13 protein-coding genes and 2 pseudogenes are annotated in these 18871 nt (G+C 36.2%); 8 read left to right on the top strand and 7 right to left on the bottom strand.

The features are described 5' to 3' along the window. Positions 1–189: 189 nt before the first annotated feature. The 4 genes from OPR50_RS05455 to OPR50_RS05440 all read left to right on the top strand — a co-directional run bounded on the left by OPR50_RS05455 (position 190) and on the right by OPR50_RS05440 (position 2809). On the top strand, positions 190–408 hold the full coding sequence (locus OPR50_RS05455; RefSeq protein WP_010962563.1) for a hypothetical protein: 219 nt from the start codon (positions 190–192) through the stop codon (positions 406–408). Positions 409–503: 95 nt separating this feature from the next. Then, positions 504–2210, top strand: a complete 1707-nt coding sequence (gene argS / locus OPR50_RS05450; RefSeq protein ID WP_264339362.1) for an arginine--tRNA ligase — start codon at positions 504–506, stop codon at positions 2208–2210. A 94-nt stretch (positions 2211–2304) separates the two neighbouring features. Further along, positions 2305–2529, top strand: a complete 225-nt coding sequence (locus OPR50_RS05445; RefSeq protein WP_010962565.1) for a hypothetical protein — start codon at positions 2305–2307, stop codon at positions 2527–2529. Then, the gene (locus OPR50_RS05440; protein WP_010962566.1) at positions 2510–2809 is read left to right on the top strand and encodes a type II toxin-antitoxin system RelE family toxin; all 300 of its coding nucleotides are present in this window, start codon (positions 2510–2512) and stop codon (positions 2807–2809) included. The genes OPR50_RS05445 and OPR50_RS05440 overlap by 20 nt, the downstream gene beginning before the upstream one ends. 1001 nt (positions 2810–3810) lie before the next feature. Here the strand turns inward: OPR50_RS05440 and OPR50_RS05435 are convergent. From OPR50_RS05435 to OPR50_RS05420, 4 genes and pseudogenes are all read right to left on the bottom strand, one after another. Beyond that, on the bottom strand, positions 3811–5106 hold the full coding sequence (locus tag OPR50_RS05435; RefSeq protein WP_264339364.1) for a Na+/H+ antiporter NhaC family protein: 1296 nt from the start codon (positions 5104–5106) through the stop codon (positions 3811–3813). A gap of 528 nt (positions 5107–5634) precedes the next feature. Continuing rightward, positions 5635–7100, bottom strand: a pseudogene (locus tag OPR50_RS05430) (IS4 family transposase). 992 nt (positions 7101–8092) lie between these two features. Beyond that, on the bottom strand, positions 8093–8716 hold the full coding sequence (gene ccmA, locus OPR50_RS05425) for a heme ABC exporter ATP-binding protein CcmA (protein WP_182309299.1): 624 nt from the start codon (positions 8714–8716) through the stop codon (positions 8093–8095). Positions 8717–8719: 3 nt separating this feature from the next. After that, on the bottom strand, positions 8720–9151 hold the full coding sequence (locus OPR50_RS05420; RefSeq protein WP_265023901.1) for a hypothetical protein: 432 nt from the start codon (positions 9149–9151) through the stop codon (positions 8720–8722). Positions 9152–9347: 196 nt separating this feature from the next. Between OPR50_RS05420 and aspS the strand changes: the two genes are divergently transcribed. Both aspS and OPR50_RS05410 read left to right on the top strand, forming a co-directional pair. Then, complete coding sequence (gene aspS / locus OPR50_RS05415) at positions 9348–11150, top strand: aspartate--tRNA ligase (protein WP_007548818.1); 1803 nt, start codon at positions 9348–9350, stop codon at positions 11148–11150. A 61-nt stretch (positions 11151–11211) separates the two neighbouring features. After that, complete coding sequence (locus OPR50_RS05410) at positions 11212–12474, top strand: MFS transporter (protein WP_264339370.1); 1263 nt, start codon at positions 11212–11214, stop codon at positions 12472–12474. Between the two features lie 7 nt (positions 12475–12481). Here the strand turns inward: OPR50_RS05410 and OPR50_RS05405 are convergent, their stop codons facing one another. Together OPR50_RS05405 and pdhA are read right to left on the bottom strand one after the other, a co-directional pair. Continuing rightward, positions 12482–13405 (bottom strand): RluA family pseudouridine synthase, encoded by a 924-nt coding sequence (locus OPR50_RS05405; protein ID WP_155968382.1) that lies wholly within the window; start codon positions 13403–13405, stop codon positions 12482–12484. A gap of 633 nt (positions 13406–14038) precedes the next feature. Beyond that, a complete protein-coding gene (pdhA, locus tag OPR50_RS05400; protein ID WP_264339372.1) occupies positions 14039–15019 on the bottom strand; it encodes a pyruvate dehydrogenase (acetyl-transferring) E1 component subunit alpha in 981 nt (326 codons plus the stop codon). 55 nt (positions 15020–15074) lie between these two features. On the opposite strand from pdhA, the gene hemJ reads away from it, so the two are divergent. Then, positions 15075–15503 carry a protoporphyrinogen oxidase HemJ gene (gene hemJ, locus OPR50_RS05395; RefSeq protein WP_010082641.1) on the top strand — a complete coding sequence of 143 codons (429 nt, stop codon included), beginning with the start codon at positions 15075–15077 and terminating at the stop codon, positions 15501–15503. A gap of 316 nt (positions 15504–15819) precedes the next feature. Here hemJ and OPR50_RS08880 read toward each other — a convergent pair. After that, a pseudogene (locus OPR50_RS08880) lies at positions 15820–16760 on the bottom strand (IS5 family transposase). A gap of 770 nt (positions 16761–17530) precedes the next feature. Here OPR50_RS08880 and miaB point away from each other — a divergent pair. Beyond that, positions 17531–18850 (top strand): tRNA (N6-isopentenyl adenosine(37)-C2)-methylthiotransferase MiaB, encoded by a 1320-nt coding sequence (miaB, locus tag OPR50_RS05375; RefSeq protein WP_264339378.1) that lies wholly within the window; start codon positions 17531–17533, stop codon positions 18848–18850. Positions 18851–18871: the final 21 nt, after the last annotated feature.

Raw genomic sequence — 18871 nt, 5'->3', positions numbered from 1 at the left:
ATTTAAATCATACCGTTAGTTGATATGCTAGATTTATAATTAAAATTATTAAATTTTTAATTTTATTATTTTATAATGGTTCCATAGTTATCCGGAAATTTCGTGATCTGTAGTTTCTTTCATTCACGTTATATTCATAGCTTGTTCTATCTTAATGTAATTCCAATTTTGACTGTATAGGAGGTCTCTATGTTAAAACATAACTATAGTGATAAAATCAATAATCGCTATTCATATACTAACAAATTTTCTTATAGTGATGAGGGTGTAGATGAGACGATCAAGGATAAAATCACAACTGAAGATCAGGTAGTAACTGATGATGTTGAAGAGCCTGATGCTGGTAATGATGGTTACAGTGAAGGTATGGCTTTCTCTTACCATGGTTACGGCAACGACTTAATATAAACTCTGATCCAGGAAGATAAAATAGTTAAGATAAACCTTCAACTAGCCCCACTTATTCGCTATATTGTTGGAGGTTTTCATAGTTTTTCTAGTTGATGAACATTTTCAAAAGGGCTTCTTCCTTAATTTTGAGTAAATTAAACGAGTTGAAGCAAAGGGGTATTATAAATACAGATACAACAAACTTTATCGTAGAACCCCCAAGTAACAGAGCACATGGAGACATTTACACAAACGTTGCTATGGTGCTCGCAAAGCATGAAAAGAAGAATCCCATTGAAATTGCAGAGGTTTTAGCCAAAGAATTTGAACTTTTTGATGAAGTTGCAAAAGTGGAAATAGCGGGCCCTGGTTTCATCAACATACACTTAAAAATAAAAGTATGGCATGGGATTTTAAAACAAATAAATGAGCTAAAAACAGAGTTTGGCACCCTAGATATAGGGAACAATCAGGCCATTAATGTTGAATTTGTATCTGCAAATCCAACTGGTCCACTGCATATTGGTCATGCAAGAGGGGCAGTATTTGGTGATGTTCTGGCAAATTTATTGAAAAAAGTTGGTTATAAAGTTACTAAGGAATACTATATTAATGATGCTGGAGCGCAGATAGATACGCTAATTCGGTCAGTATATTTGCGGTATAAGGAAGCTCTGGGAGAAAAAATCAGCATCGAAAAAGGTTTATACCCAGGTGAATATTTAAAACCAATAGGGACTGGGCTGGCCAAAAAATATGGCGCAGAGCTTCTAGAAAAGCAAGATAATCAAGTGATTAGAGACTATACTTTAAGTTCTATCTTAGAAATCATAAAGGAAGACATGAACTTACTTGGAGTAAATCATGATGTTTTTACTTCAGAGTATGAGCTACAAAAAAGTGGCAAAATTGAAGAGAGTATAAAGATATTGTCTGACAAGGGTCTAGTGTATGAAGGGTACCTGGAGAAACCAAAAGGCAAAGAAAGCGAAAATTGGACTTCCAGAAAAGAGATGCTATTTCGCTCTACAAAATTTGGTGATGACGTTGACCGTGCATTGAAGAAAGAGGACGGCAGTTGGACTTATTTTGCCTCGGATATCGCTTACCATTTTGATAAGATATCGCGTGGTTTTAACAATATGATCGTAGAGCTTGGTAGTGACCACGGCGGTTATGTCAAAAGACTCAAAGCAGTCGTCTCTGCGCTCAGTGATGATCAAGCAAAAATAGAGGTAAAACTGCATAATATTGTGAATTTTTTCGAGAACGGCAAACCTGTTAAGATGTCCAAAAGATCAGGAAACTTCCTAACAGCAAGAGATGTAGTGGAAGAAGTTGGCAGGGACATAACTCGTTTTATAATGCTAACACGCAAGAATGATATGGTCTTGGACTTTGATTTTGCTAAAGTTAAAGAACAGTCAAAAGACAACCCTATTTTTTACGTGCAATATGCGCATGCTCGTGCTCATTCATTAATGCGTAATGCTCCAAAAGAGCTCCCAACAGCAGATCCTTCACTTTTAAGGACAGGTGGAGAGCTCTTCCTCATAAAAACCTTAGCAAAGTGGCCAGATGTGGTAGAAATTGCAGCAAGGCTTTGTGAGCCACACAGAATTACTTTCTACTTACTTGAAGTTGCAGAAGCGTTTCACGTTTTATGGGGGTATGGCAAGAGTGATTTAAACATGCGTTTCATACTGGAAGACAACTTAAACCTCACCGCTGCAAGAATGTTTCTCGTGCAGGCCTTAGCACACGTCATCGCTTCTGGACTTTCTATCTTCAATATAGAGCCTTTGGAAGAGATGAGTTGATTTTTTTATGCAAGATTGTTTTTTCAACGAATAGAGAAGTTGACAAAATTAAGTAAAAATGTTATAGTTTATAGTAGTATTTTCTGGTTAATATATGGCTCACAGTCAAAAAAAGCTCAATGTTAATGTAAGTTTTGACAGTAAATTGGCTCAGTATCTTACAGAAATGGCAGAGACTCAAAACAAAACTATTCCTGAAGTTTTAGTAGATTTAGTGGAAGAAGAGTTCGAAGAAGATGTAGAGCTATCCAAAATAGCTGACGATCGCCTCTCTGAAGGTGAAGAAGAAGTAGAGGATGATGAAAACATCTGGAAATAAAACTTACACTATAAAATTCTTAAAAAATGTTATTGAAAAAGAAATTCCAGCTCTTCCGGCAAAGATTAAATTAATGGTTCAGGAGGCCATAAAGAAACGCCTTACAGTTGATCCTTTTAATCTAGGAAAGCCTTTATGTCATAGCTTTAGAGGGCAATATAGGATAAGGGTTAGCAACTACCGTATAATTTACATCATAAATCATTCAGAACGTAAAGTACTTATTACTGCAGTGGGGTATAGAAAAAACATTTACAAACACAGAAGATTACACAATTAAAAATATAAGAAAGATCTCACCGCTGCAACTTGTCCAAGCCTTAGCACACGTCATTGCTTCTGGACTTTCTATCTTTAATATAGAGCCGTTAGAAGAAATGAGTTGATTTTTTTTTGTTACAATATGTAATGATCAAAATATTATTCAAAGTAGGGTAAAGTTATGACGATCAGTTTTAGGGAGTATTCAACTGTATTCACTGAAGTTGCGGAACAGACAGATTTAAATGGAAATAACATAATTGAAAGAATAAAAGGGCATTAGCATAGATCCCGCTAACAAGCAGCGGGATGACGGTTGTCAGGGTGTCAGGCTAGTACCTTCTCTTGTCATCCCAGTGCCCAGACACTGGGATCCAGAAAAGTTTGCTTGTGAACAAGCAAACTAGCATGGAAAGTGGTTACAACATTTTCGATGAGATTATATGGAAAACTGTATTCCAGTGTCAAGCACTGGAATACATCACAGGGGCACTGGAATGACACCCTTTACGGGCTCTTAAATTGCAACTATAAATGTTTAAGAAATTTACCAAATAAAAAAAAAGGCAAAAGAAGCCCCGTGGTGGTTGGCTATTTACCATGTACTAAAATACCGGCGTTTTTTTTATTCTAAAACGCTTGATTAAGAGCGATTTAGCTGCTTTTAACTTGCAACTAACCTACACCGCAAGTGTTTAAGAAATTTACTAAGCAGGAAAAAAGGCAAAGAAACCCCGTAGTAGCTAGCATTCAAATTCTCCCTTGTCAATTTGACGTTTTTTGCTGTCTTAAACGCTTTGTAAGCGCGTTTCGGCTTATATAGATAAAAACCTAAAAATTTTTAAAGACATGCGATGCACGTAGTGCGAAAAATTAAACATGAGACGCCAAATACCCTAAGTTTTTTGTCATTAACCTGCACAGATTGCGAAGATAAATAAATAGCTTCAGTTTCATGATAAGGGGGTTGGCGAAGGGTGTCAAGTAATTCCGTTCCTTATGGGTAAAAAAAGAGAAACTCTAAGTTGCAGCCGCACAATGTTTCTCTTTTCTGCTGTTGATGATTATTTCGCCTATTGTAACTGCCGCTAGAATAAAGCAATAATATACCTGTGTTAATAAAGAAATAGGTGATACAGAGGCGATGCTACCTGCTAGCAATAGTTGGGAACCATAAGGTAAGATACCTTTTGTAGCACAAGCAAAAACATCTAATAAGTATGCGCTGCGATGTGGCGCAATACTGTGTTTTTGTGCAAGCCTTTTTGCAATGCCACCACTTAGTAAAATAGCAATGGTATTATTGGCAACTAAGGTAGTAAACATAGACGCAATTCCTGCTATCACAAATTCAGCTTTAGTTTTTGTGATATTGCTTTCATCGATGAGTTTATGCAACGCTTTTTGACCTTGCTTGTACATTATATGGCTCAATCCACCGATAAATAGAGCAAATATCACTATTTCGTTTACTTTTTTGAAACCGTCATACACGTCATGAGGAAATTGAATGATAGCATAGTCAAAAAAAGTTATTCCTAGCACACCAGCAATAATTATGTTTATAGTTATTGTTACTAAAGTGGCGACTTCAAGCAGCCCCATGATTATTAAAGAAATGTAAGGAATAATTTTTATTATAGAATAATAATCTAAATTTGATATAGAAATAATTTTTGTACTATTTGAGGCAACTGCTAGGTAGATGAGTGTTATAATGCTGGCAATAAGTGCAACTTTAGAGTTCATTTTAAGTTTATCTTTTGCTGAAGCTTCCTGTGAAGAAACAGATGCAATGGTGGTATCAGATATCATCGAAAGGTTATCGCCAAACACGGCACCACCTACTACAGTTGCAGTTCCTATTTCGAGACCAAAAGCTCCACTTTTTGCCAGATTAACAGCTATAGGTACCATCAGCGCAACAACTCCCATAGATGTGCCAATTGCAGTTGAAATAAAAGCAGAAGCCAAAAATACTCCAGGCAGCAGTAATCTTGCTGGAAGGAAATTAAGAATTAAATTAGCAACAGTGTCTGCGCTACCAATTGATTGAGTAACTGCAGAAAATGCTCCAGAAAATAAAAAAATTAAACACATAGTAAGGGTATTTTTGTCACCCATGCCCTCGATAACAGTATCGATGTTATGCTGAGTTTTATTTGTACCACGTGAGACAGCAAAAAATAGTGCTGGTAACAAGCATATTACTGGTGAAACCTGATGAAGTGGATTATCAGTTCCGATAAAAGAAAAATAAGCACCACTTCCAAGATACAAGATTAAAAAAATAATCAAGGGGACAAAAGCTGTCATTTTACTGTACCTAAACTTATAACTATAACTAATTAAGTGGTTTTAAGCAAGTTTGGTTTTCACTAGTTCTACAGGAAGTCAATAGCAGAGTTTTAAACTTCATATTTAATCTACTAAATAAATAGCACATGTAGCTTATTGCTTGACAATAGGATCTAATTGTTGTCTAGATTCCAGCATCACGCGCATAACTGTACGAACATTTGTTTGCGAAGAAATGTTATAGCTGGTTTTGCCTCAAACACAAAGATGTCATCCGAGTAGCTGACTACTTGGATCCAGAAAATTTTGCTGCGAGTAAGCAAATTTGTTTGGTGAGCATAGAAAGTGGAATGTGTAAGCGCAGCCTCAACAGGGTGTCATCCAAGTAGCTGACTACTTGGATCCAGATTGGATACTGAGTTGGTGAGTATAAAAGTATAGCTAACGCGAGCTCTACGTCATACCGCCGCAGAATAATTAACCGTCATACCGCGATTCATTCGCAGTATCCCTTCGCGGTATCCCTTAGCCGCTAACAACTTACTATTACCCACAAATATAAAGTTCGTGAGCAAGTCTCCATCCTTCTGCTAAATCAAAGAGACGTTTCCATCCCTTCCATAAAGCTATAGGGCCTGGTTCTAAGTCATTTTTGCGAACTAAAAACCCTCCTAATTTTGCTACCCACCTCACGATTTCTCCTATAGGTGGTGGGTCTCAGGATAGTTTTTTGTCTTAAGCATTTTGGTATACAAAACCTTCCATTCATCATCAGTTAGTATGGTAGTGCAAGGAAGATTTGGATTTGTTCTAGCTACCAATGTGATAAAAAATATCCTCCATGCAATTATACTCATAATTGTAAGAAAGCGGATCAATCTATCTGCTGTTTGGAGCCTGCATTCTTCAACTTTAAGACCAGATTTCAAAATTTTATGAAAAACCTCTATTCTCCATCTTAAGCAATACCATTGTATTTTTTCTACTGCTTCTTCAAAATTATTAATATTTATATTTGTCAACAAAACCCAGTTCATAGGCTCTTCACCAAATGGTGGGTATTTTTCTATAACATAGACAGCATGTAAATTTAAATTAGGAAGTTTTTGGATTTTACGTCTAGCGTTATTTTTTGATGCATTCATCACAAAGTTACTAAACTTTACTTCTAAAACTGCTGTTCTTTGAGGTTTATCATTGCGAGCAGGAATATTCACTTGAATTTCTCCTTGACAAGACAGGCGATTCATCAAATCCCACAATCTTTCACCACCTTTTTCAGAATAAGTCGATTTCTTGTTTACTGTTCTGTTTTGATTTCCTCTTACTACAAAAAGAGATTGATTAGTGGAAGCAACTTCAAATAAATCATAAATATCTGCTTCTCTATCACAAACGGTAACTACCTTAACATTCTTTAATCCAGGATAGTGAGTAGAGTCTTTAAGTGATTCTATCCACCGTATGCTTTCTTTCTCTTCTATGGGAAGAGCGGTATTATGGCATCTTTTTTTCAACTCTTTTAGATCTTCAGCTAAGGGAGGTCTAGTACTAATTTTTTGACCCAATAACCCTATAGGTAGTCCTTCTGTTGTAACTGCAAATGTTGTATGCGTCACTAATCCATGGGTTTTAAAATTAGTTGTTTCAGATTTTAACCTTGCTGCTATAATCCCTAATCCTTTAGTCTTTTTATGATTTTTATATGAAATATAACTCGTATCTTGGATAGCTAAAATAGTTGAATATTCTTTATCTCTTTCAACAGTTTTAATTATATGACTGTATAATATCTTTCTTTCAGAAACGGCATCATTTTGGAAAAATCTATAAGCTGCTTTACTTTGATGCCAATCTTCACAAGCTTGATTTATTGAACGTTCAGGCGATTCAGCAAGACTATTAACTATTTTTAAAAGCCTCCTACTTAATCTTATATCACCAAAATCAACAATTCCCAATTCACTTTCTGCCCATTCACCAGTTGAGGTACTTATATTTCCTTTCATAATATATTCCATTTTTAGACCATAGATCTATTTATAGTAGAAAGTTAAATTAGTAAAATAGCAGCTTTTCATCATTTATAGATTTATGGGTAATAGTAAGTTGTTAGCTGGATCTAGAGATACCGCGAATGAATCGCGGTATGACGGTTCGCGGCAACATGACGATAACCTCGTCATCCCGCTACGTGTTAGCGCTTACTATTACCCACAAATATAAATGTTTGTTGCATAGCTCTTAATGGCATAACTTTTGCTTGAAATAACTGTTTATATGGTGCAATTTACAGCTTTTAGTTGCTAAAATTATAACTCTTAGTTTAATAATTTTAATCTAATAAGCTTTCAGGTTAATAAAATTAAATTATTTGAGTAAATACAATACTATGTTTTTATTTGTGGGTAATAGTAAGCGCTAACAAGCAGCGGGATGACGAGCTTATCGTCATGCCACCGCGAACCGTCATACCGCGATTCATTCGCGGGATCTAGAGATACCGCTAACAAGCAGCGGGATGACGGTTGTCGTTTAGCCATAAACATTAAGGAATTTACCAAATAAAAAAAAAGGCAAAAGAAGCCCTAGTCATTGTCTATTTTCAGTATTGGCGTTTTTTAAGTCTTAAACACTGCAATTTAGCTGCTTTTAAATGCAACTCACCTTAGTTTGAATGTTTAAGAAATTTACTAAGCAGAAAAAAAAGGCAAAGAAAACCCGTGTTAGCTAGTTGTCACTCTCTAATCCTGCAAATTGGCGTACTATACTGTCTTAAACGACTTATAAGCGCGTTTCAGCTTATATAGGTAAAAACCTAGAAATGTTGTGAAGACATAAGGTGCACATAGTGCAAAAAATTAAAAATAAGACGCCAACTACGTTGTTTTCTTGCTGTTTAATCTGCACAGATGAAGATAACTGAATACCTTCAGTTTCATGATACGGGGACTGGCAAAACTTGTCAAGGAAGTTTTTCGTTTCTAACGGTTGTTGCCAAAAACTATACAAGAAGTCTATTGAAATCGCGTATATCAATCGTTGTAAAATCACACAATTGCTCTGTAGAGCTATGCCCTGTAATAATTACTATACCATTTTGCTCAGAGCGTATTGAGATTAAGTTCAGCACTAATTCACACGTTGCACTATCAAGATTACAAAATGGTTCATCTATCAGCCAAACGTTTGCATTAGAAATCAAGAGGCGAGCAAGCGCAACTCTCCTTTTCCAGCCTGCAGAAAGTTCGCCATATCTAATATTAAGTACAGGTTGCAACTGCAAACAACAAATAGCTGCCATAATCAATTCCCTAGTATTTCGTATTCCTGCCCAGAATTCTATGTTTTGAGCAACAGTTAAGCTGTCCTTGCAGGCGTTTTTATGCCCTATATAGACCATAAAAGATATGTAAGATTTTGGGTCATCATATATGTCTTTCCCACAATGCTTTATACTGCCTGATACCGGCGGTAAAAGTCCAGATAAACTTCTAATTAAGCTGGTTTTACCACTACCATTTGGACCAGTGATTAGAATCTTTGATTTTAGCTCAGCTTTAAAACTGAGATTCTTAAATAGTACCTTATTATTACGAGCGCAGGATAAATTTTCACATTCAAGCATGGATTATCTGCCCTTCCCCTTATGTTTACCTTGAGTTGAAGCCTGAGCTTTAACAAACAGCTCCCAAAATCCTTTCTGTCCGCCTTCGCTATGTATCAATTGTGCAAAACGCTTCATTAAACCATTACCCATCATAACCATCTTTGTCCATTTACCTACCGGTTTTGCTATGTCAACTATTTCTGGATCTTCTTTATAAATTTGCACATCTTTTTGCTTCTCGCGCAGTATTTCCTGTTGTTTCATCAATTCTTTTTGCTTGTTTTTTTGATACAATTCATTGAATTTTCTGTCTTCTTCCCACTCTTCTTTAAAAACTTTTCTAGGAAATATGATTTTTCTAATGCGATTTTTGTATATTTTTCTCAAAAAGAGAAATACTGCAGCTACAGCAAGTAATGTTACGCTATATAATATGATCTGTGTAAGTGGCATTTCCTGTATCTAATTCATTAAAAATACCCTTACTATTATACCATAATTATAGAAATTGTGCAATTTTTTTGCGGGTAAAGACAATATAAAAGCAGTACTGCTCTATTTCGAAAATTGCGCAAATATCTGACGAACGGGCTTGTATGTAATAAGGTTTATTTCTATACTTCTTAAAGAATTTAGAAGTAAAACAAATATGAACTGCTATAAAACTCATACGTGCAATGAACTGAGGAAGAACGACGTAGAAAAGGAAGTTACCCTTTCTGGATGGTTATATCGTAAGCGCGACCATGGTAACCTAATTTTTGTTGATTTAAGAGACTTCTACGGAATCACTCAGCTAGTATTTAATAATGACAAAGACTTTTTTGATGAGATATCAAATTTAAAATTAGAGAGTGTAATTACTGTTACAGGAATAGTTGAAGCTAGAACTGAAGATACGGTAAACAGCTCTATTTCTACCGGAGAAATCGAGGTGATAGTCAACAATTTGCGCGTTGAGTCGGAAGTTGAGTTCCACTTTGATGAAGAAATAGCAAAAGAAGAAAGAAGTATATTGGCAAGCATTACCGGCGAGCAAGAATACCCAGAAAACATGAGATTTAAATATCGATTTCTTGACTTAAGACGTGAAAAAGTCCGCAACAATATTATTTTGCGCTCACAAATTATTGCAGAGCTCCGCAAGCTCATGATAGAGCGAGGATTTTTAGAGATTCAAACTCCAATACTCACTGCTTCCTCTCCTGAAGGAGCACGCGACTACCTAGTGCCAAGCAGGCTAAATCCTGGCAAGTTCTATGCATTGCCACAAGCTCCGCAGATTTTCAAACAGTTGCTCATGGTTTCAGGGTTTGATAAATATTTCCAAATTGCACCGTGTTTTCGTGATGAAGACGCAAGGGCTGACCGTTCTCCGGGAGAGTTTTATCAGCTAGATCTTGAAATGTCTTTTGTAACTCAAGAAGACATCTTTCAGATTATTGAGTCTACCTTATATAGAGTGTTTGCTAAATTTTCTCGTAAGTCTGTTGATAAAGATTTTCCACGTATTACATATAAAGAAGCAATGCTTAAATATGGTTCTGATAAGCCAGATCTGCGCAATCCACTATTAATCAGCGATGTTACAGAAATTTTTCGTGATTCAGGGTTCAATATTTTCAAAAGCAATATTGAGCGTGGTATGGTAGTGAGAGCCATCCCTGCACCTAAAACAGCAGAGGAACCACGCAGCTTCTTTGATAAAAAGATAGAACATGCGCAAAAAGAATTCGGTGCTAAGGGTCTCGGATATATAACGTTTGATAAAGATGGAACTGCGAAAGGCCCAATTGCTAAATTTCTTGATGAAAATAGGCTAAACCACATAAGAGAAGCAACAAACATAGAGCCAGGAGATAGTGTATTTTTTGCTTCTGACAAAGAGAATGAGGCGGCAAACATTGCAGGAAAAGTACGCACTCTTTTAGGGTCAGAACTCAGTCTTATAGATGATAATATCTTCAAGTTTTGTTGGATCATTGATTTTCCATATTTTGTATATGACGATAAAAGTAAAAAAATCGATTTCTTTCATAACCCATTCTCCATGCCACACGGTGGTCTGAAAGATTTAGAGGACAAAAATCCACTGGATATCCTTGCTTACCAATATGATCTTGTTTGCAATGGAATAGAACTGTCAAGTGGGGCGATTCGTAATAACAAACTGGATATCATGTATAAAGCTTTTGCCATTGCAGGTTATAGCCGGGGAGAAGTTGATACAAGATTCGGTGCACTTGTACGTGCATTCAGATTTGGTGTTCCTCCTCATGGTGGAATAGCACCAGGAGTTGATAGAATAGTTATGCTGCTTGCTGATGAGCCAAATATTCGTGAAGTAATCTGTTTTCCTATGAACCAGCAAGGTGAAGATGTTCTAATGGGTGCTCCTTCCAAGGTGGAGGATAAGCATTTACGTGAATTATCCTTGAAGGTTATTGAATGAAAAATTTTATAGCAAGGAGCACCGGTTAATGATATATTAGGTTATGTTAAATTGAAAGACCATGAATAATATCCAAAAAGCAATACTATCGGGCATGATCTGTAACATGATTGTGTGGTATGAACTCACTCTTTTTGGAGTATTAACAGATACAATCATCAACGTTTTTTTCCCATCAGAAGATCATTATTTGAGTACACTCAAATTCCTTGGTGTTTTTGCAATTGGTTTTGCGTTTAGACCAATTGGTGCAGTAATTTTTGGTTATATGGGAGATAAGTATGGCAGAAGAAAGACTTTACTTACTTCAGTAATATTAATTTCAATATCATCCACAATTATGGGAATTATACCTGGGTATAAAGAAATAGGGTTGCTTTCACCTGTATTGCTTGTGTTTTGTAGAATAGTGCAAGGAATAACTGCAGGAGGTGAAACAAGCATTAATACAGCATTTACGATAGAGCATTCAAAAGATAAAAAAAATCTAGGTTTCTTAGGAAGTATGAAGCCCTTTAGCGGAGCCCTTGGAACGCTCTTATGCATAACAATGATATTTATCTGCAAAAGAGTTACAGGTGAGAACTATGAAATATGGGAATGGAAGTTGCTTTTTTATTTTTGCTTTTTTTTGGGGACAATAGGTTTTTTAACTAGGTACATATTAAAAGAAAGCTTAGCATATAAAACTAATAAGTACGCTAATAATTTAGCACATTCACCATTGTTAGAACTAGTAAGAAACTATAAAAGACCGCTTATTATTTCAATCAATCTGGGAATTGCTCAGAATGCAATTGTCTACGCAGCAATAATGTTTTATAATATATCAATAAAAGAGCTAGTTATTTTATCTATTAGTGTTAAAGATTTAATGAGGATAGTAATACAGGTTGTATTTGCAGCATCTGCGGTACTTTTTGCAATTTTATCTGATAAAGTTGGAAGAAAACGCGTAATGATTCCTGTACTGATTATGCTATCTCTGATTGGTACATGTGTATTACCATTATTATCTTCCGTTAACCACTATGTCGTAATAATAACTTACTTATTGATTACTATACCAGTAGGTGCATCTTTTGGAATATATGGTTCTGTTATTTGTGAACTGTTTCCAACAAAAGTAAGATGCACTGGCGTAAGCTTAGCAAATAATATATCTGCAGGAATTTTTGGTGGCCTTTCTCCATACATATGCATGTGGCTTATAGAAAAAACCGAAACAAAACTTGCAGCAGGCATTTATCTTACTGCCTGCGCATTAATTAGCCTAATATCTGTGCTTCAAATTAAAGCCAAAGACAGAAAAGTTGATTGGTGAAATCGTTTCAGTCGAAAAATAGCGCTTCAATGGATTTTTCGATGTGTTTAGTGATAGGAGCGGTGATAGTGATTTCTTTATTGTTTGGCAGTTTTAAAGATAAAGAATGCGAATGAAGGTGAATTTTATTTGCTATCCCATCAATAAAAGCTTTTTTACCACCATATTTACCGTCACCAAGAATAGGGCAATTTATATGAGCTAAATGTGCACGTAACTGATGGGTTCTGCCGGTAATTGGTTGTAATTTTAAATAAGCAACATTGTGTTTGGATTTTGCTATAATTGAAAAATGCGTAGTGGCATTCTGAGGTGAATTTTCATCAACGACCACTTTTTCTTGACCTGAAACATATTTTTTCACCAATGGATAGTCTATTGTTCCACTATCCTTGCTCGGTATGCCAGAAGTTAATGCTAAATAAGTTTTTTTTACTCTTCGTCCTTTAAATTCTTCCATAAGGTATCTGGCAACATTAGCGTTGCGTGCGAATATTATCACTCCACTCGTATCTCTATCTAGCCTATGGACAATTTTAAATGTTTCTCCCTCTCTTATTTGGTCAAGCAAATCACTCATGCTAATCTTTACTTTTACGCCACCTTGAACGATGACCCCTGCGGGTTTGTTTATAGCTAGTATATATTCGTCTTCATATAATATGTTCTCTCTTAGTAGATTCACTAACTTTTCATTATATTTGCGATCAGAATTAGCGTTTTCAATATAATGCAAGTGCTTCAGCGTTATAGTTTGCCCAGAATTTACTCTATCACTGGACTTTGCTTTGCAATCATCAACTTTGATTAATCCTTTCCTTAAAGATTTTTCAATTACAGATTGCTTTAGATCAGGAAAGATTCTTCTGATGTACCTATCCAGCCTAACGTTATCGTCTTCTATTAATATGGTTTTTATACTTTGTAGCATTCCATTATTTATAATGAATATCTAGTGAAATGTCAATTATTGGTGTCATTCCAGTGTCAAGCACTGGAATGACACCGAAGGGGCTACTGCCGTCATAAAGGAACCAGTGTCAGCTACTCGGATGACAGGAGAAGGAGACTACTGAGATGACAGCTAGCCTGACAACCGTCATCCCGCTGCTTGTTAGCGCTTACTATTACCCACAAATATAAATGTTTGTTGCATAGCTCTTAATGGCATAACTTTTGCTTGAAATAACTGTTTATATGGTGCAATTTACAGCTTTTAGTTGCTAAAATTATAACTCTTAGTTTAATAATTTTAATCTAATAAGCTTTCAGGTTAATAAAATTAAATTATTTGAGTAAATACAATACTATGTTTTTATTTGTGGGTAATAGTAAGTTGTTAGCGGGATCTAGAGATACCGCGAATGAATCGCGGTATGACGGTTCGCGGCGGCATGACGTAGAGCTTGCGTTAGCTATACTTTTATACTCACCAACTCAGCTGGATCCAAGTAGTCAGAGCACTGGGATGACAAAAAAAGGAGGGCACTTGGATGACGGGAGAAGGAGCTATTTGGATGACATCGTTTACTATACAATGTTTGTACAGTTCTGGATAAAAAAATTAGCTAACAAATTTATAAACATCAGTATACAGCTCATCAACGCTTGGTTCTTTACTATTTTTGGCAAAATCTTCCGACTTTTTTACTAAATCACGTATTTCCTTATCAATTACTTTGCACTCTTCTTCTGAAGCCATTTTATTATCTGTCATGTATTTCTTTAAAGTGCTTATAGGGTCATGATTTTGCTTCATATCTTCAACTTCTTCTTTTAAGCGATAAGTAGCAGGGTCTGACATTGAGTGACCGCGATATCGATATGTCTTCATTTCAAGCAGGATAGGCTCTTTTCCGCTGCGTGTGTGTTCCGCTGCTTCGCTTGTAGCCGCATAAACAGAGAAAAAATCCATTCCATCAACTTGTTTTCCAGGAATACCAAAGTTTTCTCCTCTTTTGTACAGCTCAGTTACTAAAGTTGATCTTTGCACAGAAGTTCCCATTGCGTATTCGTTATTTTCTATGATGTAAACCACAGGCAACTTCCACAAAGCTGCCATATTAAATGATTCATATACTTGTCCTTGATTTGCAGCACCGTCACCAAAATACGTGAATACCACGGTATCTTTTTTCTTGTATTTATTAGCAAATGCTATTCCTGTGCCAATTGGAACTTGTGCTCCCACTATTCCATGTCCGCCGAAAAATTTTTTTTCAACGTCAAATACGTGCATCGAACCACCTTTACCTTTTGAACATCCCGTTTCTTTGCCGGTGAGTTCTGCCATTACAACATTTGGATCAGAATCACATGCGAGCATTAAACCATGGTCTCTATAACTTGTGATAAAAGCGTCACCTAATTTTGATGCAGCTTGAGTTCCAACTGCAACTGCTTCTTGTCCTATTGATAGGTGACAGAACCCGCCTATTAATCCCATCCCATATAATTGTCCTGCTTTTTCCTCAAATCTGCGTATGAGTAGCATTTTCCTGTAGAATCCAATTATCTGTTCTTTAGTGAAATTTTCTGCTTTCATATCGATTTCTTTTTCATTAAACTAACACAATACCAGGAATTTTAAATTTTTGCTAATGAACTATTACCACTGGCTTGAGGCTTTTCACGTTATCTCTGTTATCATGTGGATGGCAGGTATGCTTTATTTACCCAGGCTTTATGTCTACCATGCAACTGTAAAACCGGGATCGGAAAATGATAGCTTGCTTCAAACAATGGAAAAGAGGCTACTTAGATATATCATAAACCCTGCAATGCTTTTCTCACTTGGTCTTGGAATTACACTAATGGTTATTAGGGAAGCATATCGTGAAGGATGGTTTCATGTAAAAGCATTTGCAATACTTTTGATGTTAATTATTCATATGCTACTTGCAAAATATAGGAAAAATTTTGCAATGGGTTCGAATAAGAAGTCACATATTTATTTTCGCGTTTTAAATGAAGCAGTTACAGTATTGATAATAGTTATAGTTATTATGGTTGTTGTAAAACCTTTTTGACTGACCTTACCCAAAAAAAGCAGAAAGCTCGTATCTGTTCAGATGCATGGCTAATGTACAATACTGAAATAAAAATTCCAGTGCTCCCTTTCTTGTCATCCCAGTGCTTGACACTGGGATCCAGCTTTCTTTACAAATTCACCAAAAGTGCTTCATTCTATAACGCAAAACCCATACTTACCAAACTCAATGCATTACTTGCAATTAAGTTTCCTGGATGCCAGTGTCAAGCTACTCGGATGACACCGTTCTTTTTCCTCGATCCCAGTGGGCTTTGTTGCATCGCTCTTCGGATAGTAGGTAACGCACAATAAATTTATGAAGCTATCTCAAATTTAGCCATACCAATATCAGTGAACTTATTGAGCAAATAGCATTTAACAAGTAGTTCCTTCTCTCTATTTGTCTCAGATTTATTCCTAAAACTAAACCCGAATGTTTGTTTCAGTCGCGAGAAAAAACTTTCTATATAAGATCTTTTTCCATAACTCATCTCTTTTTTCCACTTCTTTATACCATCTTCATCATATGACTTTATGAGCTTGACTGCAGAATTTCTCTCAGCCATATAGTCTAACTTTGGATGCTCTGCTGCGTTGTTTTTCGGAGGAATTTTCGTTTTTATACCATATTGATTACACAGCTTATAGAGCTTTTCTCTGTCATATGCCCTATCTGCATATAGTACTTTTATGACATACTGAAAATCGACTTCTTTTAGCAAATCACAAGCTCCATAGTGATCAGCCGTTACTGTATTTTACAGCTATGGCTTTTTTGCTGTTTGTATTCAACATTACATGCAATTTTCTTGTCTGTTCATAGCTGCGATACTTTCTATCTTCGCTATTTTCTTTGCTATGACCAGGAGTGTTGTTGTATATACTAATTCCTGTACTGTCTATAGCAATTTCGATATCTTCCATATTATTTTCTGCAATCATTGATCTTAATATTGAGTTTCTTAAACCTTCTTGATGATTGTGAATAGCTGATAACTTGCAAATTTTTCCCAATTTGCTCAAGGTATCCTGCTATAAACCCAACTGTTTGCCTCAGGCCTATTCTAAATAAACAAGTTATTATGTGCACCAAAATTACAACTTTATCGCTATAAATATTGTTGCCAACTGGTATTTTTGGACCATTCTCGTACCACTTTTCTATGGCTTCGTTGATATAATGAAAAATATTTCCTCTTTTTTCTAGAAATTTGTTATATTCGCTATGGTTACTGACCCTCATTTTTTGTGGCATATTTTTTCTTTCAAGGTTAAATGGCTATTTTATAATGAATTTTGTCAGTAGCCACCAGATTTTTTCAGTTGCTATGCAACAAAGCCATCCCAGTGTTAGCTACTTGCATGACACCATTCTTTTTCCTGGATCCCAGTGGGCTTTGTTGCATCGCTAGCTATGATGGATAAAGATAAAAAAGGTAGAGAATATCAGTAGCTTATTATTCTGGTATTTATAACAAGAACGGTCAGTGAATACCTAAATTTGAGTAAAAGAAATTTCACTACCACTCACTAATCCGGCTAAAATTCAAGAATTTCAATGCTTTAGCTATTTTCAATAGAATTAAATTTATTAATATAAATAATAAATTACTATTCTTAAATTTGATCAGATTGATTGCAAAAAAACAAGATTTTCAATAGGTTGCTTATAATCCTAACTATAGTTAGCCTTTCATAAGTAGCGATGCAACAAAGCCATCCCAGTGTCAAGCACTGGGATGACAAGAAGAGGGCACTGCCCTCTTGGATGGAAGCCAGTGTTAGCTACTTTCATGACACCCTGACAACCGTCATCCCGCTACTTGTTAGCGGGATCTAGAGATACCGTGATGGTATGACGTAGGGGTTGCCGAGAACTTGTCATCCCAGTGCTTGACACTGGGATCCAGTTTTTCGTATAATTTTGTCAAAATCTATTGTGCTAGCAAGTTCACTAGCGTCACGCGCTGGTCTGTTAGACATTTACGTGTAGGGTGAAGAAATTTTGAAAAAGACATACCAAATATGAAAGGCCTATATATTAAAACTTACGGCTGTCAGATGAACGTTTATGACTCCGTTTTAATGGAAAATGTAATTAAACCTTTGGGGTTCAACGTTGTTAGTGATGCAGGGAAAGCCGATTTAGTGATACTGAATACTTGTCACATTAGAGAGAAGGCAGCAGAAAAACTTTACTCAGAGCTTGGGAAGATTCATTCGTTACGAAAAGAAATGACTATAGTGGTGGCTGGGTGTGTAGCGCAAGCAGAGGGAGAAGAAGTGTTCAGAAGGGCTCCTTTTGTTGATATTGTTGTTGGTCCGCAGAGTATCGCTACCTTACCGGAGCTGATAGTCAAAGCAAGCAGAAGTAAAGGTCATGTAATAAACACTGATTTTCCTGAAGTTGCAAAGTTTGATAAATTGCCAGATGAATGCTATGGCAATAGCCAGGGGTCTTCTGCGTTTCTTGCCATACAAGAGGGTTGTGATAAATTTTGTACGTTTTGTGTAGTGCCCTATGCTCGTGGAGCTGAGTATTCACGGCCAGTGAATGAAATATTTCGTGAAGCATTGAAATTAGTTGCAAATGGGGCAAATGAGATCAATTTGCTTGGTCAGAACGTCAATGCTTACCATGGGGAGTGCGAAGGGGAAGTGTGGGATTTAGGAAAATTAATTAGTCATATTGCTAAAATTGAAAAGCTAGAGAGGATTCGTTATACAACTTCTCATCCAAGAGATATGCATGAATCTCTCTACTTGGCACATGCGGAAGAGCCAAAGCTCATGCCGTTTGTTCACCTGCCTGTGCAGTCTGGTTCGAATAAAATATTGCACGCGATGAACAGGAAACACACTGCAGAGGAGTATTTGGAAATAATAGACAGATTTCGCAAATTGAAACCTGAAATCGAATTTTCTTCTGATTTTATTGTTGGTTTTCCTGGAGAAACCGAAAAAGATTTTGAAGAAACTATGAAATTAGTAGAAAAAGTTAGATATGCTCAGGCTTATAGTTTTAAATACAGCCCAAGACCAGGCACACCGGGAGCGGAAAGAAAAGATCAAGTACCAGAAGAGGTTAAAACAGAGCGCCTTCTTCGTTTACAGAAATTAATTAGTAAGCAACAACTTGAGTTTAACCAGAGTATGGTAGGTAAAACTATACCTGTTCTATTTAGCGATAAAAAAGGTAAACACCAAAACCAAATTATTGGTAAAAGCCCATATATGCAATCAGTGTGCATTGATGATTCTGAAGATAAATACAGGGATAAAATAGTAAATGTGAAAGTGTTGGAAGCTCGGCAGAGTAGTTTGCTGGGGTGTGCATTTCACTGATTTTAAGCAGCGTTAAATATA

Source organism: Wolbachia endosymbiont (group A) of Epagoge grotiana (genome assembly GCF_947251775.1).
In the GTDB taxonomy this organism is placed as follows: domain Bacteria; phylum Pseudomonadota; class Alphaproteobacteria; order Rickettsiales; family Anaplasmataceae; genus Wolbachia; species Wolbachia pipientis.
This window is presented reverse-complemented; position numbering and strand designations above follow the sequence as displayed.